We start from the raw sequence: 23907 nt of genomic DNA, 5'->3' as shown, positions 1-23907 counted from the left end.
CGCTCAGGTGGTGCCGAGGTAGGGCGGCGGCACCGTGTCGGTGAGCCACACCCCGTTCGCCGAGCGGTAGAACAGGTACCCGGCCTCGGCCATCGCCGCCGCGTCCACCGTCAGCACCACCACCGCGTCGCCGCGGCGCGCGCCGACGCGCCGGGCCGTCGCCACATTAGGCGACAGGTGTACGTGGTGCCGCCCGCCCCGGCGCAGCCCCTGCGCCCGGATCGCGTCCAGCACGGCCTCGCCGGTGCCGTGGAACAGCCGGGGCGGCGGCGCGGCCGGGGTGAGGCCCAGGTCGACCGGGACGGAATGCCCCTGGTTGGCGCGGATCCGGTCGGCCCCGTCCGGGCCGGTCTCGACCGCGAAGCGCTGCTTGTCGTTGCCGGCGACCACGGCGTCCAACTGGGCGCGGCTGATCCCCAGCCCGGCGAGCACATCGGCCACGGGCACCCAGCCCGCCCGGTCGAGCCGCAACCCGAACGCGTCGGGCCGGTGCCGCAACGCCAGCGACAGCCGCTTGCTCACCCGGACAAGATCGCGATGTTCCACCCGCCCAGTGTGGAGCCGCACCCTTCTTGTGTCGACGCAGTTCCCACCCGCCCCTCCCCCAGCCCGCCCCGCCTGCCCTGCCCCGCCTGCCCCCCGCCCCCGTCGATCTTGCGGTTTCTGCCCCTCGGGTGTCCGGATTGCGCTGTTTGCCGGGGCCGGAAGTCCATGATCGACGGCGAGGGGTGCGGGTGGGGAGCGGAGGGCGGGGAGGGAGCGCGACGGGGGCGGGTGGGCGGGACGGGTCAGGCGGCGGCTCGGGCTGGGAGGGGACGGCGGCGGTGGGACGGGTCGGTCAGGGTGGGCGGGGACCAGGCGCCGTCGGGCTGGTAGAGGTTGGTGCCGGGCGGGACGATCTCGTCGATGCGGTCCAGCACCGCGTCGTCGAGCGTCAGCTCCGCCCCGGCGAGCAGCGCGTCCAACTGGTCCATCGTGCGCGGTCCGATGATGGTCGACGTGACCGCCGGGTGCACGGCGGTGAACGCCACGGCGAGCTGCGGCAGCGTGCAGCCCACCTCGTCGGCGAGCGCGACCAGTTCCTCGACGGCGGCGTACTTCGCGGTGTTGCCCGGCAGCGCCGGGTCGAACCGGGCCGGGGTCAGCGCCGGGCGGCCGGCGCCGAGGTCGACGGGCCGGCCCTGCCGGTACCGGCCGGACAGGAACCCGGAGGCCAGCGGGCTCCACACCAGCACACCCATCCGGTAGCGGCGGCACACCGGCAGCACCGACGCCTCGATGCCGCGCGCCAGGATCGAGTACGGCGGCTGCTCGGTGCGGAAGCGGCCCAGCGCACGCCGCTCGGCGACGTGGTGCGCCTCGACGATCTCCTCGGCCGGGAAGGTCGAGCAGCCGAACGCGCGGATCTTCCCGGCCCGGACCAGGTCGGTGAGCGCGCCGAGCGTCTCCTCGACGTCGGTGGTGTGGTCGGGACGGTGCACCTGGTAGAGATCGATCCAGTCGGTGCCCAGCCGGCGCAGGCTGTCCTCGACCGCCCGGACGATCCAGCGTCGCGAGTTACCGCCCCGGTTGGGCCCCTCCCCCATGGGGAAGTGCACCTTCGTGGCGAGCACCACGTCGTCGCGCCGGCCGCGCAGGGCCTTGCCGACGATCTCCTCCGACTCGCCGGCCGAGTACATGTCGGCGGTGTCCACAAAGTTGACTCCACGGTCGAGTGCGGCGTGGAGGATCCGGGCGCAGTCGTCGTGGTCGGGGTTGCCGACCGCGCCGAACATCATGGTGCCGAGGCAGTGGACGCTGACCTCGATGCCGGTGCCGCCGAGGACGCGATAGCGCATGTGAACTCCCTGGTGTGCACCGCGCCGGCCGGGTGGCGCGCGGTCCGGTCACGGTAGGAGTTCGAGTGCGCTGGAGGTCAACCGTCGGCAGGCTCCGCGCTGCCCGCGAGGTAGCCGGCGGCCTGCAACTCGAACAGTTCCCGGTAGAGCCCGCCCTGGGCCATCAACGTGTCGTGGTCGCCCGACTGCACGAGCCGGCCGTGGTCCATGACGAAGATCCGGTCGGCGTGCCGGACGTTCGCGAGCCGGTGGGTGATCAGCACCACGGCCCGGTCGGGGTGCCGCCGCAGGTGCTGGAAGAGGGCGTGCTCGGCACGCGCGTCCAGGGCGGCGGACGGCTCGTCGCAGATCAGCAGCCGGGCGTCGCGGTAGAGACCGCGGGCGGCCACCAGCCGCTGCCACTGCCCGCCGGACAGGTCCTGCCCGTTCTTGAACTGCCGGTCCAGCAGCGTGTCGTACCCGAACGGCAACTCGCTGATCATGTCGTGCGCGGCGGCGTCCCGGGCGGCGGTCTCCACGCTGGGGCCGGCCCCGCCGGCGCGGTCGTGGCGGCCGACGCGGATGTTCTGCCGGGCGGTGAACGGGAACTTCCACCAGTCCTGGCTCATCACCGCGACCTGGGCGGCGGTCTGCCGTGGGTCCAGGTCGGCGGCGTCCACGCCGTCCCAGCGGATCGTGCCGCCGGTGGGCCGGTAGAGGCCGGCGATCAGCTTGGCGAGCGTGGTCTTGCCGGAGCCGTTCTCCCCCACCAGCGCGATCACCTCACCCCGCCGTACCGTCAGGCTGACCTCGTCGACCGCCGCGCTCTCGGTGTCCGGGTAGCGCAGGCTGACCCGGTCGACATCGATGCGCTCGAACCCGTCGACGCGCAGGTGCCCGCCGGCCGGGATCCGCCGCGCCGCCCGGTCGAGGAAGTCGCGGTAGTCCTGGTAGTAGAGGGCGTCCTCGTAGAGCGAGTTGGTGGCGAAGACCGCCGTGCGCAGGCTCGTCCGCGCGGACTGGAGCGCGAGCAGCGCGGTGGCCGCCGCCGCCAGCGCCACCACGCCGCCCATCAGCAGCCCGCCCAGTACGGCGTAGACCGCGAACGCGGCCACCCCGGTCACCGACAGGCCGAGTCCTCGGGTGACGGTCTGCGAACGGGCCAGCCGGAGCTGGGCCTGTGTCTCCACGGTCATCATCCGGTGGTACTCGGCGAGCAGGAAGTCCCGCATCTGGTAGGCACGGATCTCGGCGGCCGTGTGCCGGTCGGCCATCAACCGGGCCAGCATGAACATCCGGCGGCGACGGGTGATCCAGGCCAGCAACGCCAGGTACTGCCGCCGCGCCAGCTTGACCGCGGTGACGGCCTCGGGCACCGCGGCGAGCAGCAGGCACGGCAGCAGGACGGGCTGGATGACGGTGACCGCAGCGGCGGTGGCCAGCACACCCACGACACCGGTCACCAGGTTCACGGTGTGGTCCACGATCGACGCGGCCTCGGCCATGCCCCGGTCCCGGGCACGATCCATCTCCTCGGCGAAACCGGCGTCGTCGAACGCGGCGAGTTCCACAGCGGTGGTCGCCTCGAACAGCCGGAGTTCCACCTGGTAGTTGATTTGCGGGATGAGCCGCGCCTGCGCCCAGCCGGCGGCGACGGTCAGCGCTCCCCGGGCCGTCACGGCGGCGGCCGCGAGCAGCAACGCGGGCAGGGCCGCCCGGATCCGGTCCGGTGTCGGCCCGGCGGCGAAGAGCTGCTGGAGCACGCCGGTGGTGGCGAGCAGGCCGAAGGTGGTGAGCAGGCCGGCGACCACGTTGAGCCCGATCGAGGCGAGCGTGTCCCGGCGGCTGGTCGCCCAGGCCAGGCCGATGGCCTCGCGCACGAGGGCGGGCAGCCGGCGCGCCACCGACCAGAAGCTGGTGTGGGCGAACTCGGTGGCACGGTTCATCCAGTGCCCGTCCGCCAACTCCGGCAGCGGTGACTCGTCGCCCGCCGCGCTCCCGGCCGTGGCGGGCTCGTCCGGCGGGTGCTCGTCCGAGGGGCGCCGAGGACCGAAAACCGCTGCCATCCGTGCCTCCTCCGGTAAGCCGACGATTCCGGAGCTTACGTTCCGCAATCGATACATGTCACTCAGTGACCGGCGTGTCGTACAGATGTCCCAAGGGCGTGTCCCGCCGCGGCGGCCGGAAAGTCCGGCCCGCACGGTGCTCACCGCCGGGTCGCGTCGCGCGCGACCGGTCCGGGTGGCAGGCTTGTGGGGTTCGCCGGCGCAGGCCGGCCGACCGCCCGTCGTGAAGGAGAAGATCGACCCGATGGCTGTGGACGTCACCACCACCGACGAATGGCAGGCGCTGCGCAAGCACGCCGAGGCGATGCGCGGCACGCACCTGCGCGACCTGTTCGCCGCCGACGGGCAGCGGGGTGAGCGGCTCACCGGTGAGGTCGCCGACCTGCACGTGGACTACAGCAAGCACCTGGTCACCGACGAGACGATCGCGCTGCTCGGCGCGCTGGCCGAGCGGGTCGGGCTGACCGACCGGATCGCGGCCATGTTCGCCGGCCGGCACATCAACGTCACCGAGGACCGGGCCGTGCTGCACACCGCGCTGCGCCTGCCGGCGGACGCGTCGCTCACCGTGGACGGCCAGGACGTGGTCGCCGACGTGCACGCCGTGCTGGACCGCATGTCGGCGTTCGCGCAGCGGGTGCGCTCCGGCTCGTGGCGCGGCCACACCGGCGAGCGGATCACCACAGTGGTGAACATCGGCATCGGCGGCTCCGACCTCGGGCCGGTGATGGCGTACGAGGCGCTGAAGGCGTACCGGGACGCGGGAATCAGCTGCCGGTTCGTGTCGAACATCGACCCGACCGACATCCACGACAAGACCGCCGACCTGGATCCGGCGAGCACCCTGTTCGTCGTGGTGTCCAAGACGTTCTCCACGCAGGAGACGCTCGCCAACGCCGACCAGGCGCGGCGCTGGCTGCTCGCCGGGCTGGACGCGGACGACGACGCGGTGGCGCGGCACTTCGTCGCGGTCAGCACCAATGAGCAGCGGGTCCGGGACTTCGGCATCGACCCGGAGAACATGTTCGGCTTCTGGGACTGGGTGGGCGGACGCTACTCGCTGCCGTCGGCGGTCGGCCTGTCGGTCATGCTGGCGATCGGGCCGGACCGGTTCCGCGAGATGCTGGCCGGCTACCACGCGGTCGACGAGTACTTCCGGTCCGCCCCGGTCGAGCGCAACGTGCCGGCGCTGCTCGGCCTGCTCAACATCTGGTACACCGACTTCCTCGGCGCGGAGACCCACGCGGTGCTGCCCTACTCGCAGTACCTGCACCGGTTCCCCGCCTACCTGCAGCAGCTCACCATGGAGAGCAACGGCAAGTCGGTACGCGTCGACGGCTCGCCCGTGACGTACCCGACCGGGGAGATCTTCTGGGGTGAGCCGGGCACCAACGGCCAGCACGCCTTCTACCAGCTCATCCACCAGGGCACCCGGCTGATCCCGGCGGACTTCATCGCGTTCAGCCGGCCCAACCACGACCTGGGCGACATGCACGACCTGTTCATGTCGAACTTCTTCGCCCAGACCGCCGCGCTGGCGTTCGGGCGGACCCGGGAGCAGGTGGAGGCCGAGGGCACCGCGCCCGAGGTGGTGCCGCACCGGGTGATGGCGGGCAACCACCCGACCACGTCGATCCTGGCGCCGAAGCTCACCCCGGCGACGCTGGGCCAGCTGATCGCGCTCTACGAGCACATCACGTTCACCGAGGCGGCGATCTGGGACATCAACGCCTTCGACCAGTGGGGCGTGGAGCTGGGCAAGGTCATGGCGAACCAGCTCGCGCCGAAACTCACCGGGCCGGACCCGGACCTGGCCGACGTGGACACGTCGACCGCCGAGCTGATCCGCCGCTACCGGGCCGAGCGCGGCCGCGGCTGACCGCCTGCCCGTGGCGTCCCGCGCGGACCGGCGGGACGCCACGGGTCAGCGGCGCAGCAGATCGGCGTGCGCCGCGCGCAGCCGGGTCAGCGAGGCGTCGCCGGCCGGGGCGCGGCGGTCCAGTTCGGCCCACGCCTCGGCGAGCGCGTCGGCCAGCGCCCGCAGCTCGGCGGCGTGCCGCCGGCTGGACTGGCGGTGCAACTCCTCCAGGCGGCGGGCCCATCCGGCGCTGATCGCGGCGACGCGTTCGGCGTCGGCGCGGGCCTGGGCGCCGGTGCGGGCGGCGGACGCGGGCACGATCGCGGCGACCGGCCGCGGATCGCCGTCGCGGGTGACGAGCGTGACGGTGTCGGTCAGCTCGGCCAGGGAGACGAGCTGGGTGAGCCGGGTGCGGACCTCGCGCAGCGGCAGGGCGCGCGGCTGGGGGGACCGGTCGGCCAGTGCGGGGACAGCCATGGACACATGTTCACGTCCGGGTACGACAATTTCGGCGGTCAGGCCGTCCACTCCGGCGCCAGAACGGACCAGACCTCCAGGTCGGCGCGGCCGTCGGGCGTCGGCGCGGCCCCGCGCATGACGCCGTCGCGGCGCATGCCGAGCCGCCGTGCGACGGCGACACTGCGCTCGTTACCCGCCTTCGTGATCCACTCGACGCGGTGGATGCCGCGCTCCCGCACCGCCCAGTCGATGACGTAACGGGCCGCGCGGGTGACCAGCCCCTGCCCCTCGGCACCCGGTTCCAGCCAGCAACCGGCCTCGCACACGCCGCGATCGGTGCTCAGCGACACGAACAGCACGCCGCCGACGAGCGTGCCGCGCTGCCAGATGCCCCAGATGCCGCCGTCGTCGCGGGCCCACCTGTCGGCGTACGCCTGGAGGACCTTGCGGGCCGACGCGGCGTCGGTGGCGACGAAGGACGCGCCGACCCAGGGTGCGATGTGGTCGCGGCAGCGGTCGAGGTTGGCCAGGAACTCGTCGGCGTGCCAGGGCGACAGTGGACGCAGCTCCGCGTCGTCGGTGAGGGCGTGGGCGAACATCCGAGGACGCTAGCAGGGCCGTCGCGGTTTTGTCGGTCGGTCGCTCTACGGTCTGCGCCGTGAACGCCGTCCAGACGTACCGATACCTTCAGCCGTCCGCGCTGCGCGCCACCGGTCTCGATCTGCAGACCTGCGGCGGCCCGGCGGCCAACCCGCGCTTCTTCGCCGGGTTCCTCACCGCCCCGGCCGCCGCGGCGGCCGGGCTGCTCGCCGTCGCCGAGGTGGCCCGCACCCGCTACCACCAGCCGGTCAACCCGGCCAGCCTGGACCCGGTGGTGACCGGCAGTCGCGGCCGCCTGCGGTTCGAGTCGTTCTCCGGCTGCTGCGGGGTGTACGCGCGGATGGACGTCCTGCCCGCCGGGCTGGACGGGGAGATCAGCGGCCACGGCACCACGAACGTGGACGTGAACCCGCCGCTGCGGGAGGCGCTGGCCCGGGTGGGCGGCATCGAGCCGCTGCACGTGGCGGTCGGCCCGGACGACCTGACGGTCTCCACCATGGACGGCTCGGTGGTCGAGCGGAAGGTGCCGCTGCCCGGCCGCTGGCTGCGCGGCTTCGCCGAGGTGCACGTGCTCACCGCCGGCTTCGAGCCGCGCGCCGAGATCACGGCGGCGGAGGCGGCGGCGTTCCTGCGCCGGCTGCCCGCCGCGAACGACCGGAGCGTGCTGTGGGCGGTGCCCGCCGGGCGTACGCTGCGGCTGACCTCCCGCCCGGTGCCGGGCGCGGTCTGCCTGGCCGGCGCGGGCCGGCTCGCGGCGCTGCGCGGCGTGCTGCGCCACGCGCGCTCCCTGCGGGTGTACGGCCCGGCGGTGCGCGCCGGTTCGCCCGCCGTGCCGAGCACGTGGGAGCTGGAAACCGGGGCGCTGCGGGTGTCGCTGACGCTCTCCCCCGAGCCGTACCGGGGGTTCTCGGGCGAAGGCGCGGCCCTGGCGGCGCTCGCGGGCGACGACGTGGTCGACGACGCGGAGCTGGTCGGCGCGCTGCTCAACTGGGATCCGACGATCGACGTGGCCGCGCTGGCCGACGCCGCGGCGCTGCCCGACGAGCGGGTCCGTGCCGCGCTCGCCCAGTTGGGGACCGCCGGGCGGGTCGGGTACGACGTGGCGGACGGGGCGTACTTCCACCGGGTGATGCCCTACGACGCGGGCCGCGCGGAGCGGGACAACCCGCGGCTGGTCGGCGCGCGGGCGCTGGTCGAGCGCGGCGCGGTCGAGCGGGACGGCGAGGACGCGACGGTACGCACCGACGCCGAGGTCTACCGGGTACGCCGCCACCCGGACGGCGCGTACTCCTGCACGTGCCGCTGGTGGGCCCGGCACCGCGGGCAGCGGGGGCCGTGCCGGCACGCGCTGGCCGTGTCTATGGTCGCGGCGCCGGTGGAGGCGCTGTCGTGAGCGGCTTCGTCGAAGCGGTGGTGAGCGGCAGGATGTCGGAGGTCCGGTCGGCTCTGGCCGGGTTGGACGAGCCGGCCCGGCGGGTGCTCGGCGACGAGTTGGTCGCCGAGGTGCGCCGCCGGCGGGACGCCTGGTGGTGGCAGGGCGAGGCGGCGACGCTGGCGGTCGCAGCGGTGGGGACGCTGAGCACGCAGACGAAGGTGGCCGCGCTGCTCGGCCGCCGCTCGGTCTGGCTGAGCGGCGTCGACGCCGCGCCGGTGGTCGACGTCGCCCGGGAACGCGGGGTGACCTGGCTGGCGGACGTGGCGTACCAGCTGGCCGACCGGCTTCCCCGGGACCGGATGCTCGCGGGCTGGCGGTTCGTCGCCGGTCTCCTGCTGGCGGAGAAGGCGCCGCCGCCGACCGGTGACGACTTCGTACGCGGCTGGGCCGCCGCGCAGGGCTGGCCGGTCCCGCGCGGGACGCGCCTGCCGACCGTGGACCGGCTCCGCGCGGACCCGTTCCTCGACGCGCTGCTGCCGCGCCTGTTCGAGGTGGACGGTGTGGGCACCGAACTTGCCCGCGGCGACGGCGCGGGCACGGACTCGAATGCGGTGCCCCGGGCGCTGGTGGCGTTGGCGGCGGAGGGCCGGCTCGACCGCGCGGCCCTGCTCAACGGCGTGCTCGGCCGGCTGCTTCGCGGCGACCGGCCGGGCGCACTGCGGCCGTTCCTGGCCCTGCACGATCTGCTCGCGCCGACCCCGGACGAGGTGGCGGTGCGGTCGAACGCCTATCTGCGGCTGCTCACCGACGGTCCCGGGCCGGTGGCCCGCACCGCCCAGCGGGCGCTGCAGGAGGCAGGCGACGCCGCCGAGCCGGAGGCGCTGTGCGAGGCCGCCCGGACGGTCCTGGCCCGGCCGGAGAAGGCGCTGGTCCGGGCGCAGGTGTCCTGGCTCGACCGGCTGGCCCGGCAGCACCCGGACCTGGCCCCGGAGATCGGCGCCGTGCTCGCCGTGGCGGCCGACCACCCGGACGCCGCCCTGCGCGAGCGCGCGCTGACGCTGGCCGCGCGGCACGGTCACCGGCCGGCGGCCGTGGCCACTGTGGTCGAGGCCCGCGACGACCTGCCACCGCCCCTGCCGGCCGCGGCCGCGCCGCCGCCGATCGACGACGTGGACGAGCTGGTGGAGGAGGTCGCCGCGGCCCTGCGCGGGCAGTGGCCACCAGCCGTTCTCGAACGGGTCATGGACGGCCTGGTGCGGCTGGGCACCCGCGAGCGCGACCGGGTCGCGGCAGCGCTGGGGCCGGTGCTGCGCCGGGGGCAGGTGACCGAGTACCACGAAACCTGGACCCGGTTCCTCCCGGCGGCGCAGATGAACGGGCTGCTGCTGGCCGCCGCCGGGGTCGGTGACGCCACCCGCCGCCGGGACCACTGGGCCTCGGTGCTGGCGACGTCCCGGTCCGCCCAGGCGGCGTCGGGGCGTCCCGCGCCGAGATGGCTCTACCGGTTGCGCCTGGCCGAGGCCGGGCAACGGCTGGACGGTCACGACGATCCCGGGCTGTTGTCCGCGCCCACCTCGGCCACCGGAGCGATCGAACCGGTGGTGCTCTACGAGCGGCTGGCCGCGCTCGGCGACCGGCCGTACTGGCAGTGGGACTGCGCACAGGCGTTCCTGCGGCTGCCGGCGGACGTCGACGAGCCGCTGGCGGCGCGCGCGGAGGCGCTCGGCACGACCGTCGGGATCGAGCTGGCGGCCTGGCTGCGCGGCGAGATCGTGCCGGTGCCGGCGCAGGAGGTGGTGACGGTGGGCCGGCGGGAACGGTCCCGCGCGTACGACTGGAGCTACGACTCGCTGCCGGAACGGCGCCGGCTGGTCGCGCTCACCCCGTCGGCCGACGTGGACGACCGGTTCGGCCTGATCACCCTGACGCCCCCGGCGATCGGCACCCGCACCTTCGGCACCGACGACCTGTGGCCGGCCGTCCTGCCCGGGCACCGGGGCGTGGTCGCCGCCCATGTCCTCCCCGAGCTGGCGATGGCCGCACAGGAGGATTACGCCGGGCGTGGGCCGGTCCTGCTGGCGCTCGCCGAGTGCACAGGTGCGGGCGGGCCCGCGCTGGACCTGGCCGTGGCGTACGGGCTGTGCGCCCGGCACGAGGCGGACCGGGTCGCCGCGCTCGACGCGCTGCTGCTCCTGGCGTCCGCCGGTGACCTGGACGCACCAGGGGTCGGCGGGCATCTGGGCGACATGGGGGCGCAGGGACAGGTGATCCTCACCCGGGCCGTCACGCCGCTGCGCGACGCGCTGGCGGCGGGTGCCCGGCTGAGCGTGTGGCGGCTGCTCGCCGCGGCGTTGCCGCCGTTGCTGACCGCGCCGACGCCGTCCCGGGGCACGCCGGACCTGCTGGCGGTGGCGGCGGAGGCGGCGACCGCGACCGGCGTCCGGATCGACGTGCCCGGACTGGCCGACGTGGTGGCGCGGGGCGGGGGCAGCCGACTCGTCGCCGAGGCCCGGCGGCTCGCCGCCGTCCTGGCCACCTGAGTCAGCCGCCGCCGTCGCGGGGCAGGTAGCCGCGCAGCGCCTCGAACTGCGCCACGGTCAGGTAGGACGGGTTCGCCGCCTGCGGCTGCCGGAGCACCTCCGCGCCGGCCAGCCGCGGGTCGGCGCGCAGCACCTCGCGGCGTACCCGCAGCGGCTCGTCCAGGATCGTCAGGTCCAGCGGTGCGGTCCACGCCTCCCCCGGTGCCCCGGGCTCGGGAGCAGCGGCGATCCGGCCGACGCCCCAGACGCCGTACGGCGCCCGGCCCCTGCTGCCGCTGGCCCAGAACACGACCGGCTGACCGGTGCGCATCAGGCGTACCCGGTAGCCGGGGCGGACGCACCAGCCGGTGACGCGCGGGTCGGCGGCGAAACGGGCCGCCAGGTCCACCGCGTCCGCGTTGCCCTTGATCAACCAGGCGCCGAGGTCGTCGACTGTCACCCGCCGGTCGGTCATCCGCCCATTCTGCGGCTCACCGGCCGCACCCGCGCGGCAGGCGTCCCGGCCCGCCGGTGCGGGTGCCACGTGAGGGTGGTCATAACGACTGGACGGCCGCCACGGCGGTGCTGCTAGCCTTCTGGGCAGGTCATGAGCGCCAGCGCGAAGCCCCGGCTCGCTGGCCGGCAACCCTCCTCCGCGGTGGGGTGCCCCGGGTGAAGACCAGGCACCGGCAGCCGCCGGTGCAAGCGTGGCCTGGCACCCAGGTCAGCAACAGACCAGGGAGACCGATGTCCGCACCACCCTCCACCCCCTCCGGCGACGTCGCCGCGTACCCGGCCCGCTTCGCGCTGGTCAAGCGCCGCCACGTCGACCTGATGCGGGTGTGCAGCGACGCCTGTCGCCTCGCGCGCTGAGCGAACGCCACCTCCTTTTCCGATCCACCCTTCTCCGGCCCGGCCGTCTGCCCGGCGGGCCGGCGTCGACGCGCACCTCCGCGCGTCCATCCACTCTGGAGAGACATCGTGCGTTTCCGTACCGTTCTGACCCGTGCCGCCGCCGTCGGCGCGGCCGCCCTGCTCGCCGCCACCGCGCTCACCGCCTGCGGCAGCGACGACACCGACGCGGCCGACAACCCGTACGGCCTGCTCCAGCCCGGCGTGATCCGCGCCGGCACGCTCACCGACGCGCCGCCGAACGTCTTCCTGAAGGACGGCAAGTTCACCGGCTTCGACAACGAGCTGCTGCGTGCCGTGGCCGACAAGATCGGCCTGAAGGTGGAGTTCGTCGGCACCGACTTCTCCGGCCTGCTCGCCCAGGTCAACAGCGGCAAGTTCGACGTGGGCAGCTCCTCGATCACGATCACCGAGGCGCGGAAGAAGACTGTCGACTTCGGCAACGGCTACGACTTCGGCTACTTCGGCCTGGACGTGCCCGCCGGCTCCACGCTCACCGGTTTCGACCAGCTCGCCGGCAAGCGGGTGGTGGTCGTCCAGGGCACCGTGCAGGACGACTACGCCACCAAGCAGAACCTCGACCCGGTGCGGGTGCCGGACTACAACAGCGCGATCAACCAGCTCAAGGCCGGCACCGCCGACGCCTGGATCGCCCCGGCCGAGATCGGCGACAAGTCCGCCGCCGACAGCAACGGCAAGATCAAGGTCGCGGCGAAGCAGCTCAGCCCCACCCCGACCGCGTACGCGGTGGCGAAGGGCGACGACAAGCTGCGCGAGGCGCTGAACAAGGGCCTGGACGAGGTGATCGCCGACGGCACGTGGAGCCGTCTGCAGGCCGAGTACTACCCGGGGCGGCCGATCCCGGCCGACTTCAAGCCGGGCAGCGGCTCGGTGGCCGTGCCGTCGCCGTCGGCGGCTTCCTGAACCGGTAACCGAGCACGAGCGGGGCGGACGGAGCGGACATGGATCCACTGAGCACGCTGTGGGAGACGTTCTTCGACTGGGACTCGATGCGCGAGGCGCTGCCCGAGATGCTCACCGTCGGGCTGCCCAACACGCTCACCCTGGCGGTCTCCGCCGCCCTGCTCGGCTCGGTGCTGGGCATGCTGCTGGCCGTCGCCGGCATCTCGCGTACCCGATGGTTGCGGTGGCCGGCGCGGGTCTACACCGACGTGTTCCGCGGCCTGCCGGCCGCGGCGACCATCCTCCTGATCGGCGTGGGCCTGGCACCGCTCGGCATGCAGGTGTGGGGCCCGAACCCGTACCCGCTGGGCGTGCTGGCGCTGTCGCTGATCGCCGCCGCCTACCTCGGTGAGATCTTCCGGGCCGGCATCCTGAGCGTGGAGGCCGCCCAGCTGGAGGGCGCGCGGGCGCTCGGCTTCTCCTGGGGCGAGGCGATGCGCCTTGTGATCATCCCGCAGGGCGTACGCCGGGTGCTGCCCGCGTGGGTCAACCAGCTCATCGCGCTGATCAAGGACTCCAGCCTGGTCTACTTCCTCGGCCTGCTGGCCAGCCAGCGGGAGCTGTTCCGGATCGGGCAGGACTACGCGGCCAACACCGGTAACCAGTCCGCGCTGCTGCTGGCCGGGTTGTTCTACCTGGTGCTGACCGTGCCGCTGACCCACGCGGTGAACTGGCTGGACCGGCGCCTGCGGCAGGGCCGCCCGGCCGCGCCGCCCGAGCCGGAGCCGGATGCCGAGCCGATCGACCTCACGCCGTCCGGAAAGGACCCGCGATGACCACCACCACGACCTCGGTCAGCCTGGCCGTCCGCGACGTGCACCTGGCCTTCGGCGCGCACCGGGTGCTGCGCGGCGCGGACCTGGACGTGGCCCGGGGCCGGGCGGCCTGCGTCATCGGCCCGTCCGGCTCCGGCAAGTCGACGCTGCTGCGCACCATCAACCGGCTGATCGAGCCGGACCGGGGTGACGTGCTGCTGGACGGGCGCAGCGTGCTGCGCGACGACCCGGACGCCCTGCGTCAGCGCATCGGCATGGTGTTCCAGCAGTTCAACCTGTTCCCGCACCTGAGCGTGCTGCGCAACATCACGCTGGCGCTGCGCAAGCTCAAGAAGCTGAGCGAGGACGAGGCGGTGGCGCTGGCCCGCGCCCAGCTCGACCTGGTGGGCCTGGCCGGCAAGGCGGACGCGCGGCCGGCGCAGCTCTCCGGCGGCCAGCAGCAGCGCGTCGCCATCGCGCGGGCGCTCGCGCTGCGCCCGCAGGTGATGCTGTTCGACGAGGCGACCAGCGCGCTGGACCCGGAACTGGTCAAGGGCGTGCTCGCGGTGATGGCGGACCTGGCCGCCGCCGGCATGACGATGGTCGTGGTGACCCACGAGATGGGGTTCGCGCGCAGCGTCGCCGACACGGTGGCGTTCATGGACGCGGGCGTGGTGCTGGAGGCCGGGCCACCGGAGGCGGTGTTCGAGGCGCCCGAGCACCCACGGCTGCGGCGCTTCCTGTCCCAGGTGCTCTGACAGACCCGCGGCCTCAGCCCTTCACCGCACCGATCAGCACGCCCTTGACGAAGTGCCGCTGGATGAAGGGATAGATGGCGACGATCGGCGCGACGGTCAGCACCACCACCGCCATCTTGACCGCCTCGGTCGGCGGCATGGTCACCCCGCTGCTGCCGCCGGAGGTGTGCGGGGCCTGCCCGGCCAGCAGGTAGCTCTGCAGCACCCGCTGGATCGGGTACATGTCGTTGCGGTCGATGAACAGCAACGCGTCGAACCAGACGTTCCAGTAGCTGACCGCGTAGAACAGGCCGACCACGGCGATGACCGCGCGGGACAGCGGCAGCACGATGCGCGCGAGCGTACGGAAGTCGCTCGCGCCGTCGATGCGGGCGCTGTCCAGCAGTTCCGACGGGATGCCCTGGAAGAACCCGCGCACCACGACCAGGTTGAACACGCTGATCGCCGGTGGCAGGACCAGCGCCCAGATGGTGTCCTTCAGCCCCAGCCCGGTGACCACCAGGTAGCGCGGCACCAGCGGCGGGTAGACCAGGAACGGGATCAGGAAGTACGCGAGCAGCCAGCGGTGTCCCAGCGAACCGGGGCGGGACAGCCCGTACGCGGCGAGCACGGTGACCGTGAGCGCGATGGCGGTGCCGAAGACGGTGACCAGCGTGCTGATCCACAGCGCCCGGGTGACAGCGCCACCGGCGAAGATCGTCTCGTAGGCGGACGTGTCGATGCCCCGGGGCACGACCACCAGCCCGCCGGCCCGGGCGATGGTCTCCCGGGAGGAGAGGCTGGTCACCAGGATCACCCAGAGCGGGAACAGCACGCCCGCGACCAGCACGGTGAGCATCACGGCCTTGAGCCCCTGCCCGAGCGGGGTGGGCGGTTCCTGCCACACCGGCCGGCGGGATCGGTCGCCGGCGGCCCGGCGGATGAGCGTGGTCATGACTTCGAGTAGATCCCTCGTTCGCCGAGCATGTGCGCCACCCGGTTGGCGGCCAGGATGAGAACCAGCCCGATGACGGCCTTGAACAGTCCGGCCGCCGCGCCGTAGCCGTAGTTCCCGGTGGCGATGGAGAAGTGGTAGACGAAGGTGTCGAGCACCTCGGCGGCCTGCCGGCCGACGGCGTCGCGTTGCAGCAGGAACTGCTCGAAGCCGACCGAGAGCGCGTCGCCCAGCCGCAGGATGAGCAGCAGCACGATCACCGGGCGCAGGCCGGGCAGCGTGATGTGCCACAGTCGCCGCCATCGGCCGGCGCCGTCGGCGGCGGCGGCCTCGTAGAGGTTCTGGTCGATGGTGGACAGCGCGGCCAGGAAGACGATGGTGCCCCAGCCGACGTCCTTCCACACCGCCTCGACGGTGACCAGGACGATGAACGTGTCCGGGTTGGTCATCACGTTCCACGGCTGCATCCCGGCCTCGCGCATGCTCTGGGCGAGCAGCCCGGCGCCGCCGAGCATCGCGACGAAGAACGTCACCACCAGCACCCAGCTGAAGAAGTGCGGCAGGTAGACGATCGTCTGGATCAGTCCGCGCAGCCGGCTGGACAGCAGGTTGTGCAGCGCGATGGCCAGCAGGATCGGCAGCGGGAAGAAGAACACGAGCTGGAACGCGGTGATCGCCAGCGTGTTGCGGAACGCGTCCCAGAACGCCGGGTCGGAGAACAGCAGCTGGAACTGCCCGAAGCCGATCCAGTCGCTGTGCAGGAACGCCTGCCAGGGGTTGTCGCCGAGGTAGGGGTTGTAGTCCTGGAACGCGATCACGTTGCCGGCGATCGGCAGGTAGCTGAAGATCAGCAGGATTCCGAAGCCGGGCGCCACCATGGCGAGCAGTTGCCAGTCCCGGCACAGCCGGGTGCGCAGCGGCACCCGGCGGCGGGACGGGCGACGGCGGGGCGGGCGGCCCGGTGGGGCCGGCGCGTCCGGCCGGGCCTGTTCGGGCCCGGCCAGGACGGCCGGCTCGCTCATCGGCCCGCCTTGGGCAGCGCGTCGGCGAGCAGCTTCCGGGCCTCCTCGCCGCCGGCGGCCTTCCACTCCTTGACGATGGCGTCCACGTCGCTCAGCGGTCGGCGGCCGCGCAGCACGTCGGTGAACTTGTCCTCGGTGGGCACCTGGTTGGCCTTGTAGGCGGCGGGCATCTCCAGCTTCACCCCGGCCCACGGGTTGGGCTCCATGTGCTTGACCATCTCGTTGGAGTACGCGAGCACGTCCGGCACGAAGCGCGGGGTGTCGGGGAACGGCCCGATGGTGGGGTTGCGGCCGCTGATGAAGAAGTACTGGTTGGCGATCTCCTTGAACGCCAGGTCGGTCTTGACCGGCCCGTTCGGCGACGGGGTGTGGTGCTTGCCCGCGACGCCGAAGTCCCGCAGCTGCGCCTCCTGGCTGCCCAGCGGCGCGGAGCACCAGTTGATGATCCGCAGCAGCTCCTGGACCCGGTCCTTGCCGAGGCCCTTCTTGACGAACGTGTAGGAGATCGGCTCGTCGTCGCCCCAGACCAGCGGGTCGCCGCCGGTGGCGGAGAAGACCGGCACCGGCTGGATGTTCAGCTTGGGGTTGGTCTTCTGGTGCTCGGCCTGGGCGCCCTGCCAGAAACCGACGCCGTCCTGGAGGAACACGATCGCGCCGTTCTTGGCGAACAGCTGCTTGGCGTCCGCGCCCTTGCTGGCCACGATGTCCGGGTGGACCAGGCCGTCCGCGTAGATCTTGGCCATGACCTCAAGCGCGCGGCGGAACTCCGGGGTCTCGTACTTGAACTCGGGCGTGCCGTCGGACGTGACCCGCCATCCGCCCTTGTGGCCCGGCACCTTGTGGAACATCTGGATCATGGCGAACACGTCGTTGAACGCCCACACCTTGCGCGCCGGGTCGGTGACCTGCTTGGCCGCGGCGAGCAGGTCGTCCAGGTTCGCCGGCACGCCCAGGCCGCGGGCGTCGAGCACGTCCTTGCGGGTGAACAGCGCCCACGGGAACGGCCCGTCCGTGGGGTTGGGCACGGACATGATCCGCTCGTTCCACACCGCCCGCCGCCAGGCCCCGGTGGGGAAGCTCGCCAGCATCGGGTACGCGGCTGCGGCGTCGCCCTTCAGGTGGTCGGTCAGGTCCTCGAAGAGCACCTTGATCGCCTCGGCGAAGCGCGGGATCTTCTCCACCTCCCACCCCGGTACGCACAGCAGGTCCGGTACGTCCCGCGCGCCGAGCATCGCGTTGAGCTTGTCGGCGTAGGTGTTGCCGTCCTGGATGGTGAAGTTGACGGGCGTGCCCAGCTCGGCGTTCACGGCCTGGAGGTAGGCGCTCTGCGCGGCGCCGGGCGGCGCCGGGCCCCAGGCGGGGGTCATGGCGGTGACCTGCTTACCACTGGTGCCGGGCTTGTCGGTGACGGCGTCGATCAGATTCGCCGGGTAGCGGGTGTAGCCGTCGGGCACCGGGCGCGTACCCGTGATGTCGGGCGTGATGCCGCCGGGCAGGTCCTTGCGGGTGGGCAGCAGGCCGGAGACGGCGTCGAGGTTCTGGGCGGCGCCGGAGCCGGCCGGTTTTTCCGAGCAGCCGGCGAGCAGCGGGCCGGTGGTGGTGGCGGCCACGCCGAGGCCGACCAGCCCGAGGAAGCGGCGGCGGGAGGAGCCCGGGTCGGGGTGGTGCGCGGTCATCGGTCCCCCTTCGGGAAGGGAAGCGCAGTGGATTAGTTCGTATGGATGGTCAACAAACTAATCACGAGCGTGAGCTTGCACAAGAGCGGACCGGGCGGGACGGGTCAGGCCGGGCAGCGGTCGGACAGCGCGTAGCGGGTGAGGACCACGTCGCCGATCTGGCGTACCTCGACCACCCGGGCCCGACGGCCCGGGTGCCACGGGAAGCGGCCGTCCCCGACGAAGCGCGGCGCCCGCCCGTCCCCCACGAAGAACGGCGCGACCACCAGGTGCAACTCGTCGGCCAGGCCGGCCGTGAGGAACTGGCGGTGCATCGAGCCGCCGCCCTCCACCATCAGGCGCGTCACCCCGCGCCCGGCCAGGTCGGCCACCACCGCCTCCGGGGTGGCCGGATCCCCCGCGTCGACCACAGTCGACACGGCGCCGACCTGCTCACGGGCCTTGTCCACCACCCCGCTCGGGCAGTACACCAGCTTGAGCCCGTCACCCATGGTGAAGAACCGGGCCTCCGGATCGAGGTCGCCGCTGCCGGTGACAGTCACCTTCACCGGCGACGGGGGCAGGCCGCGCGCCACCCGCTCGGCGCGGCGGCGCTCGCTGCGCACCAGCAGGCGGGGGTCGTCGCGGCGCACAGTGGCCGCGCCCACCATGATCGCGTCGCACCCGGCCCGGATCGCGTCCACCCGGTCCAGGTCGTCGTCGTTCGACAGCAGCAGCCGATCGGTGGTCGCGTCGTCGATGTAGCCGTCGATCGACATCGCGCAGCTGAGCAGCACGTACGGACGGGTGGTCACGGCACGAACGGCAGGTCGAGGGCGTGGTCGGCGCGGGTCACCTTGGCCGCCAGGTAGCCGGCGTTCGCCGGCGACAGGTGCACGCCGGTGGACACCCGGTCGGCCACCGTCACGCCCAGCCGTTCGAGCTGGGCCGCCTTGTCCGGGTTGTTGCTGAGCAGGGCCACCTCGTCCACGCCCAGCGCGCCGAGCATCTGCGCGGCCACCGTGTAGTCGCGCTCGTCCGCGCCGCGCCCGAGCGCCAGGTTCGCCTCGTACGTGTCGAGGCCGCCGTCCTGCAGGGCGTACGCGTCGAGCTTGGCGTACAGGCCGATGCCACGCCCCTCCTGCCGCAGGTAGAGCAGGTAGCCACCCGACTCGGCGATCCGCTCGACCGCCTCGCGCAACTGCGGTCCGCAGTCGCAGCGCTGACTGCCGAACACGTCCCCGGTGAGGCACTCGGAGTGCGGGCGGACCAGCGGCGGGTCGGCGTCGGCGTGCTCACCGAGCCCGAACGCCAGGTGCTCGCGACCGTCGACGAGACCGTGGAAGGTGTGCACGCGGGCCGTGGTCACGTACCCGTCGGGGAACCGCAGCGGAACCGTCACGCGGGTCCGGACCGTCGCGGTGGGCAGGGTTTCGTCCATGGTTCTCCTGTCGTCCGGTCGCCGGGCGGACCCGGCGACGCACACCTCGCTCCCCCACCGTAGGCGGGATCACCGACAGTTGCCGGGCTCGCGCCGGGGCAGCCGCCGTGCGAGCAGCACCGCGGCGCCGGGCAGGCTGGCCACCAGCACCAGCGCGCCGTACACAGTGCCGGTCGCCACACCCTGCGCGGCGGTCAGCCCGGCCGAGGCGAACGCCCACGCGGCCACCCCCTCGCGCGGCCCGAACCCGCCCACGTTCAGCGGCACCGCCATGGCCAGCAGCGCGAGCAGCGTCAGCGGCAGCAGGTGCGACAACGGGGCGTCCGCGCCGGCCGTGCGGGCGGCCACCACGAACGTGGCCAGGTGACCGGCGAACACCACTGTCGAGGCGATCACCACTCCGGCCCAGGTCCGGCGGCCCAGCACTCCGGAGCGCACGTCGGTCAGCGCGGTGCGGGCCGCCCGGGCGAACCGGGACGCCCCGGAGCGGGGCACCGCGCGGGCGGCCAGCACCAGCGCCAGCGCGATCACGGCGAGTCCGGCCGCCAGCGCCGGCAGGTACCGGCGCACCGGCGACGGGAACGCGGCCAGCAGCGCCACCGCGATGACCACCTGCACCACCTGCCCGGCGGTGCGCTCCCACACCACCGCCCGGACGCCGCGGGCGACGTCCCCGGCGTCGCGGCCGTGCCGTACCGCCCGGTGCACGTCGCCGAGCACGCCGCCGGGGAGCGTCGAATTGAGGAAGACCGCCCGGTAGCAGTGCGCCACCGCGGCGCGCATCGGCAGCCGTACGCCCAGACCGCCGGCGACGAGCGACCAGCGCCAGGCGCAGCAGACGGTGGTGATGACTCCGATGCCGAGCGCGGCGGCCAGCGCCGGCGCGTCGATCAGCCGCAGCCCGGCCAGGAACGGGCCGGTGCCCACCGAGGCGACGAGCACGGCGAGCACCGCGAGCCCGAGCAGCGGTCGTACCCAGGCACGGCCCGTCCAGGCGCGGCCCACCCGGGTCCGGCGCGGCGGCGCGGGCGTGACTGCGGGTACGGGTCCGGCTACGGCGACGTGTGACAAACGGTCCTCCCTGGCTCTCACCGGTTGTCACGTGCCGGCAGCCGGTACGGTTCAGCCGGCGAGCAGGTCGGCGTGGTGCAGCACCACGCCGAGCCGGCCGGCGGCGGCCTCGGCGAGCCGCCACTTCTGATACGTCCCGGCGGGCCCGGACAGATGCGGTCGTTCCTCGACGGCGGCGTCGACCCAGCCGGTGAGCCACTCGGCGGCCAGCTCGGCCTGCTCGGGCCCGAGCCGCCAGGGGGTGGATCGCACCAGCGTCTCGACGCCGTGGCGGCGGAACGCGGCCACCGCGACGTCCACCGCGTCCGGGCCGAGCAACGTCCGGCCGTCGACGGTGCGGCGCTGGTGGGCGTTGAACGCGGCGGTCAGCTCGGCGTCCAGCGGGTCCGGCGGGGTGAACTCGGTCCGCCCGGTCACGGTGAGCGCGAACAGCGTCGGGTGGCAGGCGCAGGCCGCCACCATCCGCTCCACCTCGTCGGCGGTGAGCATGTCCAGCAGCGCGGACGCGGTGACCAGGTGGGCGTCGGCCAGGTCGGCGGGGGTCAGCCGGGTGACGTCGGAGCCGCGGGTGGTCACCGTGACCTCGGCGCCGTCGGCGGCGGTGAGCCGTCCGGCCCGGGCCAGCGCCAGCAGGTCCGCGTCGCGTTCGTGCAGCACCCAGTGCTGCGGGCCGGGCAGCCGGGGGGCCAGCCAGCGGGCCATCGAGCCGGTGCCGCTGCCCAGGTCGTGCACGACGATCGGCCGCCCGGTGGGCAGCCGGTCGCGGACCGCGTCGGCCAGCTCGGCGCTGCGGGCCGCCGCGTCGGCGGGTTCGCGCAGTCGCAGCCAGTCCGCGAAGCCGGGCGGGAGTGAGGTGGTCATGCCGCTGTCGCCTCCTTCAGCGCCGTCGCCAGCCGGTCCACTGTGACCGGCCAGCCGGTGAGGGTGTGCCGCCGCTGCCGGGCGGCGCGGCGCAGCCGGTCCCGCAGGCCCGGGTCGGTGAGCCAGCGGCGCAGCGCCGCGGCGGTCGCGCCCGGGTCGCCCGGCGGCACCAGCAGACCGGGCCGGTCGCCGCCGGGGGCGTGCCCGAGCGTGTCCGGCAGGCCGCCGGTGTCGCTCGCCAGCACCGGTACGCCCCGGGCCAGCGCCTCGGTGACCACCATCCCGTACGTCTCCCGCCGGGAGGGCGCAACCAGCAGATCGGCGGCGGCGTACGTGGCGGCCAGGTCATCGCCGGTGCGTGGCCCGGTCAGCCGGACCCGGCCGGCCAGCCCGGTCGCGGCGAGCCGCCCGCGCAGCCGGTCGGCGAACGCCCGGTCCCGGTCCGGCGGGCCCACCCAGTCGCACGTCCAGTCCAGGTCCGCCACCTCGGCGAGCGCGGCGGCGAGCACGTCGTGGCCCTTGACCGCGGTGACGGCGGCGACGCAGAGCAGCCGTCCCCCGCCGGGCGTGCCGGAGGCGACGGGCGCCGGGGTGACGCCGGGCGGGGCGACAGTCACCCGTTGCGGGCGCAGCCGGTAGCGGTCGAGCAGCCGGTCCCGGGTCCACTCGCTCGTGGCGACCACGGCGGCGGCCGCCGCCAGCGCCCGCGCCTCCGTCTCGCCCTCGATCGGCAGGTGCACCAGGATCACCAGGCGCAGCCGCGCCGCGTGCGGGGCGAGCACGTCCGGGACGGTCGAGGCGACCAGGCCGTCGAGCAGCACCGGCACGCCGTCGGGCAGCCCCCCGAGCAGTCCGGCCAGGTCGGCGCGTTCCCCTGCCCCCGGGTGCGGCCAGCCGCCCGGCACCTGGTGCTCGCGTACCGTCCAGCCACGCGCGGCCAGGCCCCGGCACACCTGGCGGTCGTAGGCGTTGCCGCCGCTGGGGTTCGCCGGGTCGTCGATGTCGCCCGGCAGCACCACGTGGACGACTGTCATCCGGTCAGAGCGACCGCTCGTAGCTCGCCCAGGCGATGTGCGACTCGTGCAGCGTGACGGTGATCCCGGCCAGGCCCCGCGCGCCCTCCCCCAGCCGGCCCGCCGCCACCGCGTCGGCGAGCCGGTCGGCGATCGTCCGCGCCAGCACCTCGGTGGTGGTGTTCACCCCGGCGAAGGCCGGCTCGTCGTCCAGGTTGCGGTAGTTCAGCTCGGCGAGCACGGTCTTGAGCTGCTCGGTGGCCAGCCCGATGTCGACCACGATGCCGTCGTCGTCCAGCTCGGCGCGGCGGAACGTGGCGTCGACGACGAACGTCGCCCCGTGCAGCCGCTGCGCCGGACCGAACACCTCGCCGCGGAAACTGTGGGCGACCATCATGTGGTCCCGGACGGTCACGCTGAACACGTTCACTCCTCGCCGTAGGTGATGAGATGACACAGCGCCGGCAGCTCGCCCGAGGCGAGCCGGTCCAGCACGTCGGGCAGGTCGTCGAAACGGGACCGGCCGGTGAGCAGCGCGTCGAACGCCGGGTCGGCCAGCAGGTCCAGGGCCAGCGCGAGCCGGTCGGCGTAACTGCGGTCGGCCCGCCGGGGCGACACGGTGCCGACCTGGCTGCTGCGGATGCCCAGCCGTCGGGAGTGGAACGCGCCGCCCAGCGCCAGCGTGACCGGCCGGTCGCCGTACCAGCTCAGCTCCAGCACGGTGCCCTCCGGGCGCAGCAGCTCCAGGCCGCGTTGCAGTCCGTCGGAGGTGGCGCTGGCGTGCACCACCAGGTCACGCTCGCCGCTCGCGTCGGCGGGCACGGCGAAGTCGGCGCCGAGCGCGGCGGCCACCTCGGCCCGGGCCGGGTCGGCGTCGACCAGTTCCACGCGTACGCCGGGGAAGCGGGCCAGCAGCGCGGTGACCGCGCAGCCGACCATCCCGCCGCCGATCACCGTGACCCGGTCGCCGACCAGCGGCGCGGCGTCCCAGAGCGCGTTGACCGCGGTCTCCACGGTGCCGGCCAGCACCGCGCGCTGCGCCGGCACGGCGTCCGGCACGACGGTCACGGCGTCGGCCGGGACCACGTACGCGCTCTGGTGCGGGTACAGGCAGAAGACGGTACGGCCGAGCAGCCGCTCGTCGCCGGCCTCGACCGTGCCGACGCTGAGGTAGCCGTACTTGACCGGCGCCGGGAAGTCGCCTTCCTGGAACGGCGCCCGCATCGCGGCGTGCTGGTCGGCCGGGACTCGACCGGTGAACACCAGCGTCTCGGTGCCGCGGCTGACGCCGGAGAAACGGGTGCGGACCAGCACCTCACCCGGGCCGGGCGGGGCGAGCCGGACCGGCCGGATCTCGCCCTCGCCGGGGGCGCGGAGCCAGAACGCGTGGGCGTCGACCGTCACGAACTCTCCTCTTCCCCGCATTCCGACCGAGTTGTCGATCATAAACACGGAAGCGGGGCGTCCACGGTTCGAACCGCCCGCGACCCGATGCTCAGGCGGCGCGCCGGCGCTGCTCCGTACGCCAGGTCTCCGGCTCGGCCCGGTCGGCGTGCCGGTCCCCGGCCAGTTCCATGGCCCGGTGGGCGGCGGTCAGCGCGTCACACGGCGCGACCCGACCGTCACACAGCAGGCTCTCGCACCGGCCGGACTCGTCGGGCCGGTGGGCGACGGCAACGTCGTACGCGGCCCGCCAGAGCAACGGGTCGGTGACTCCCCGTGGCAGGTCGGCGTCCAGACTGGACCTGTTGCGGATCGTGTCGGGCACCGTGTCCCCCTTTGCGTCGTCGCTACCGTCCCAGTGACCGGTTGAGCGCAGATCAAACCT

The 23907-nt window shown here is 73.9% G+C and carries 24 protein-coding genes and 1 riboswitch; of the genes, 7 read left to right on the top strand and 17 right to left on the bottom strand.

Annotated elements, in window-relative coordinates; genetic code table 11:
• Positions 1 to 3: 3 nt before the first annotated feature.
• From O7604_RS21845 to O7604_RS21835, 3 genes are all read right to left on the bottom strand, one after another.
• Positions 4 to 546, bottom strand: coding sequence for an RNA 2'-phosphotransferase (locus O7604_RS21845; RefSeq protein ID WP_281577591.1), 543 nt, complete (start codon positions 544 to 546; stop codon positions 4 to 6).
• A 242-nt stretch (positions 547 to 788) separates the two neighbouring features.
• Positions 789 to 1838: an aldo/keto reductase gene (locus O7604_RS21840; protein WP_281577590.1), complete on the bottom strand. Its 1050-nt coding sequence runs from the start codon at positions 1836 to 1838 to the stop codon at positions 789 to 791.
• A 77-nt stretch (positions 1839 to 1915) separates the two neighbouring features.
• Positions 1916 to 3883 carry an ABC transporter ATP-binding protein gene (locus O7604_RS21835; protein WP_281577589.1) on the bottom strand — a complete coding sequence of 656 codons (1968 nt, stop codon included), beginning with the start codon at positions 3881 to 3883 and terminating at the stop codon, positions 1916 to 1918.
• 244 nt (positions 3884 to 4127) lie between these two features.
• Between O7604_RS21835 and pgi the strand changes: the two genes are divergently transcribed.
• A complete protein-coding gene (gene pgi, locus O7604_RS21830) occupies positions 4128 to 5762 on the top strand; it encodes a glucose-6-phosphate isomerase (protein WP_281577588.1) in 1635 nt (544 codons plus the stop codon).
• A 45-nt stretch (positions 5763 to 5807) separates the two neighbouring features.
• Here pgi and O7604_RS21825 read toward each other — a convergent pair whose 3' ends face one another.
• Together O7604_RS21825 and O7604_RS21820 are read right to left on the bottom strand one after the other, a co-directional pair.
• On the bottom strand, positions 5808 to 6218 hold the full coding sequence (locus O7604_RS21825) for a type II toxin-antitoxin system Phd/YefM family antitoxin (RefSeq protein ID WP_269705616.1): 411 nt from the start codon (positions 6216 to 6218) through the stop codon (positions 5808 to 5810).
• A 38-nt stretch (positions 6219 to 6256) separates the two neighbouring features.
• On the bottom strand, positions 6257 to 6799 hold the full coding sequence (locus O7604_RS21820; protein ID WP_269705615.1) for a GNAT family protein: 543 nt from the start codon (positions 6797 to 6799) through the stop codon (positions 6257 to 6259).
• A 59-nt stretch (positions 6800 to 6858) separates the two neighbouring features.
• Between O7604_RS21820 and O7604_RS21815 the strand changes: the two genes are divergently transcribed.
• Complete coding sequence (locus O7604_RS21815; RefSeq protein ID WP_281577587.1) at positions 6859 to 8193, top strand: SWIM zinc finger family protein; 1335 nt, start codon at positions 6859 to 6861, stop codon at positions 8191 to 8193.
• Complete coding sequence (locus O7604_RS21810) at positions 8190 to 10715, top strand: DUF6493 family protein (RefSeq protein WP_281577586.1); 2526 nt, start codon at positions 8190 to 8192, stop codon at positions 10713 to 10715. The genes O7604_RS21815 and O7604_RS21810 overlap by 4 nt, the downstream gene beginning before the upstream one ends.
• A 1-nt stretch (position 10716) precedes the next feature.
• Here O7604_RS21810 and O7604_RS21805 read toward each other — a convergent pair whose 3' ends face one another.
• Positions 10717 to 11169 carry a hypothetical protein gene (locus O7604_RS21805; protein WP_281577585.1) on the bottom strand — a complete coding sequence of 151 codons (453 nt, stop codon included), beginning with the start codon at positions 11167 to 11169 and terminating at the stop codon, positions 10717 to 10719.
• A gap of 128 nt (positions 11170 to 11297) precedes the next feature.
• Positions 11298 to 11408, top strand: a riboswitch (SAM riboswitch).
• 33 nt (positions 11409 to 11441) lie between these two features.
• On the opposite strand from O7604_RS21805, the gene O7604_RS21800 reads away from it, so the two are divergent.
• The 4 genes from O7604_RS21800 to O7604_RS21785 all read left to right on the top strand — a co-directional run bounded on the left by O7604_RS21800 (position 11442) and on the right by O7604_RS21785 (position 14082).
• Positions 11442 to 11567 carry a hypothetical protein gene (locus tag O7604_RS21800; RefSeq protein WP_013286752.1) on the top strand — a complete coding sequence of 42 codons (126 nt, stop codon included), beginning with the start codon at positions 11442 to 11444 and terminating at the stop codon, positions 11565 to 11567.
• Between the two features lie 108 nt (positions 11568 to 11675).
• The gene (locus O7604_RS21795) at positions 11676 to 12530 is read left to right on the top strand and encodes an ABC transporter substrate-binding protein (protein ID WP_281577584.1); all 855 of its coding nucleotides are present in this window, start codon (positions 11676 to 11678) and stop codon (positions 12528 to 12530) included.
• A 38-nt stretch (positions 12531 to 12568) separates the two neighbouring features.
• Complete coding sequence (locus tag O7604_RS21790) at positions 12569 to 13345, top strand: amino acid ABC transporter permease (protein WP_281577583.1); 777 nt, start codon at positions 12569 to 12571, stop codon at positions 13343 to 13345.
• Positions 13342 to 14082, top strand: a complete 741-nt coding sequence (locus O7604_RS21785; protein WP_281577582.1) for an amino acid ABC transporter ATP-binding protein — start codon at positions 13342 to 13344, stop codon at positions 14080 to 14082. Before O7604_RS21790 ends, O7604_RS21785 begins: the two co-directional genes overlap by 4 nt.
• A gap of 13 nt (positions 14083 to 14095) precedes the next feature.
• On the opposite strand, the gene O7604_RS21780 is transcribed toward O7604_RS21785, so the two are convergent.
• The 11 genes from O7604_RS21780 to O7604_RS21730 form a co-directional block, all read right to left on the bottom strand.
• A complete protein-coding gene (locus O7604_RS21780; protein WP_281577581.1) occupies positions 14096 to 15016 on the bottom strand; it encodes a carbohydrate ABC transporter permease in 921 nt (306 codons plus the stop codon).
• Positions 15013 to 16038 carry an ABC transporter permease subunit gene (locus tag O7604_RS21775; protein WP_269705603.1) on the bottom strand — a complete coding sequence of 342 codons (1026 nt, stop codon included), beginning with the start codon at positions 16036 to 16038 and terminating at the stop codon, positions 15013 to 15015. The genes O7604_RS21780 and O7604_RS21775 overlap by 4 nt, the downstream gene beginning before the upstream one ends.
• Positions 16035 to 17714 carry an extracellular solute-binding protein gene (locus O7604_RS21770; protein WP_269705602.1) on the bottom strand — a complete coding sequence of 560 codons (1680 nt, stop codon included), beginning with the start codon at positions 17712 to 17714 and terminating at the stop codon, positions 16035 to 16037. The genes O7604_RS21775 and O7604_RS21770 overlap by 4 nt, the downstream gene beginning before the upstream one ends.
• Positions 17715 to 17818: 104 nt before the next feature.
• Entirely contained in the window at positions 17819 to 18508 is a 690-nt protein-coding gene (locus tag O7604_RS21765) for a RibD family protein (protein ID WP_269705601.1), read from the bottom strand.
• The gene (ribA, locus tag O7604_RS21760) at positions 18505 to 19134 is read right to left on the bottom strand and encodes a GTP cyclohydrolase II (RefSeq protein ID WP_269705600.1); all 630 of its coding nucleotides are present in this window, start codon (positions 19132 to 19134) and stop codon (positions 18505 to 18507) included. The genes O7604_RS21765 and ribA overlap by 4 nt, the downstream gene beginning before the upstream one ends.
• A 69-nt stretch (positions 19135 to 19203) precedes the next feature.
• A complete protein-coding gene (locus tag O7604_RS21755; protein WP_269707075.1) occupies positions 19204 to 20139 on the bottom strand; it encodes a lysylphosphatidylglycerol synthase transmembrane domain-containing protein in 936 nt (311 codons plus the stop codon).
• Positions 20140 to 20256: 117 nt separating this feature from the next.
• Complete coding sequence (locus tag O7604_RS21750) at positions 20257 to 21066, bottom strand: class I SAM-dependent methyltransferase (protein ID WP_281577580.1); 810 nt, start codon at positions 21064 to 21066, stop codon at positions 20257 to 20259.
• A complete protein-coding gene (locus O7604_RS21745) occupies positions 21063 to 22100 on the bottom strand; it encodes a glycosyltransferase family 4 protein (protein ID WP_281577579.1) in 1038 nt (345 codons plus the stop codon). Before O7604_RS21745 ends, O7604_RS21750 begins: the two co-directional genes overlap by 4 nt.
• 4 nt (positions 22101 to 22104) lie before the next feature.
• The gene (locus tag O7604_RS21740; protein WP_269705597.1) at positions 22105 to 22503 is read right to left on the bottom strand and encodes a 6-carboxytetrahydropterin synthase; all 399 of its coding nucleotides are present in this window, start codon (positions 22501 to 22503) and stop codon (positions 22105 to 22107) included.
• Positions 22504 to 22505: 2 nt separating this feature from the next.
• Positions 22506 to 23483 carry a zinc-binding alcohol dehydrogenase gene (locus tag O7604_RS21735; protein ID WP_281577578.1) on the bottom strand — a complete coding sequence of 326 codons (978 nt, stop codon included), beginning with the start codon at positions 23481 to 23483 and terminating at the stop codon, positions 22506 to 22508.
• A gap of 91 nt (positions 23484 to 23574) precedes the next feature.
• Positions 23575 to 23847, bottom strand: a complete 273-nt coding sequence (locus O7604_RS21730) for a hypothetical protein (protein ID WP_269705595.1) — start codon at positions 23845 to 23847, stop codon at positions 23575 to 23577.
• Positions 23848 to 23907 lie beyond the last annotated feature (60 nt).

The sequence above is a fragment of the Micromonospora sp. WMMA1947 genome, assembly GCF_027497355.1.
Classification (GTDB): domain Bacteria; phylum Actinomycetota; class Actinomycetes; order Mycobacteriales; family Micromonosporaceae; genus Micromonospora.
The sequence above is the reverse complement of the archived record's forward strand: the minus strand, read 5'-3'. Positions and strand labels throughout refer to the sequence as shown.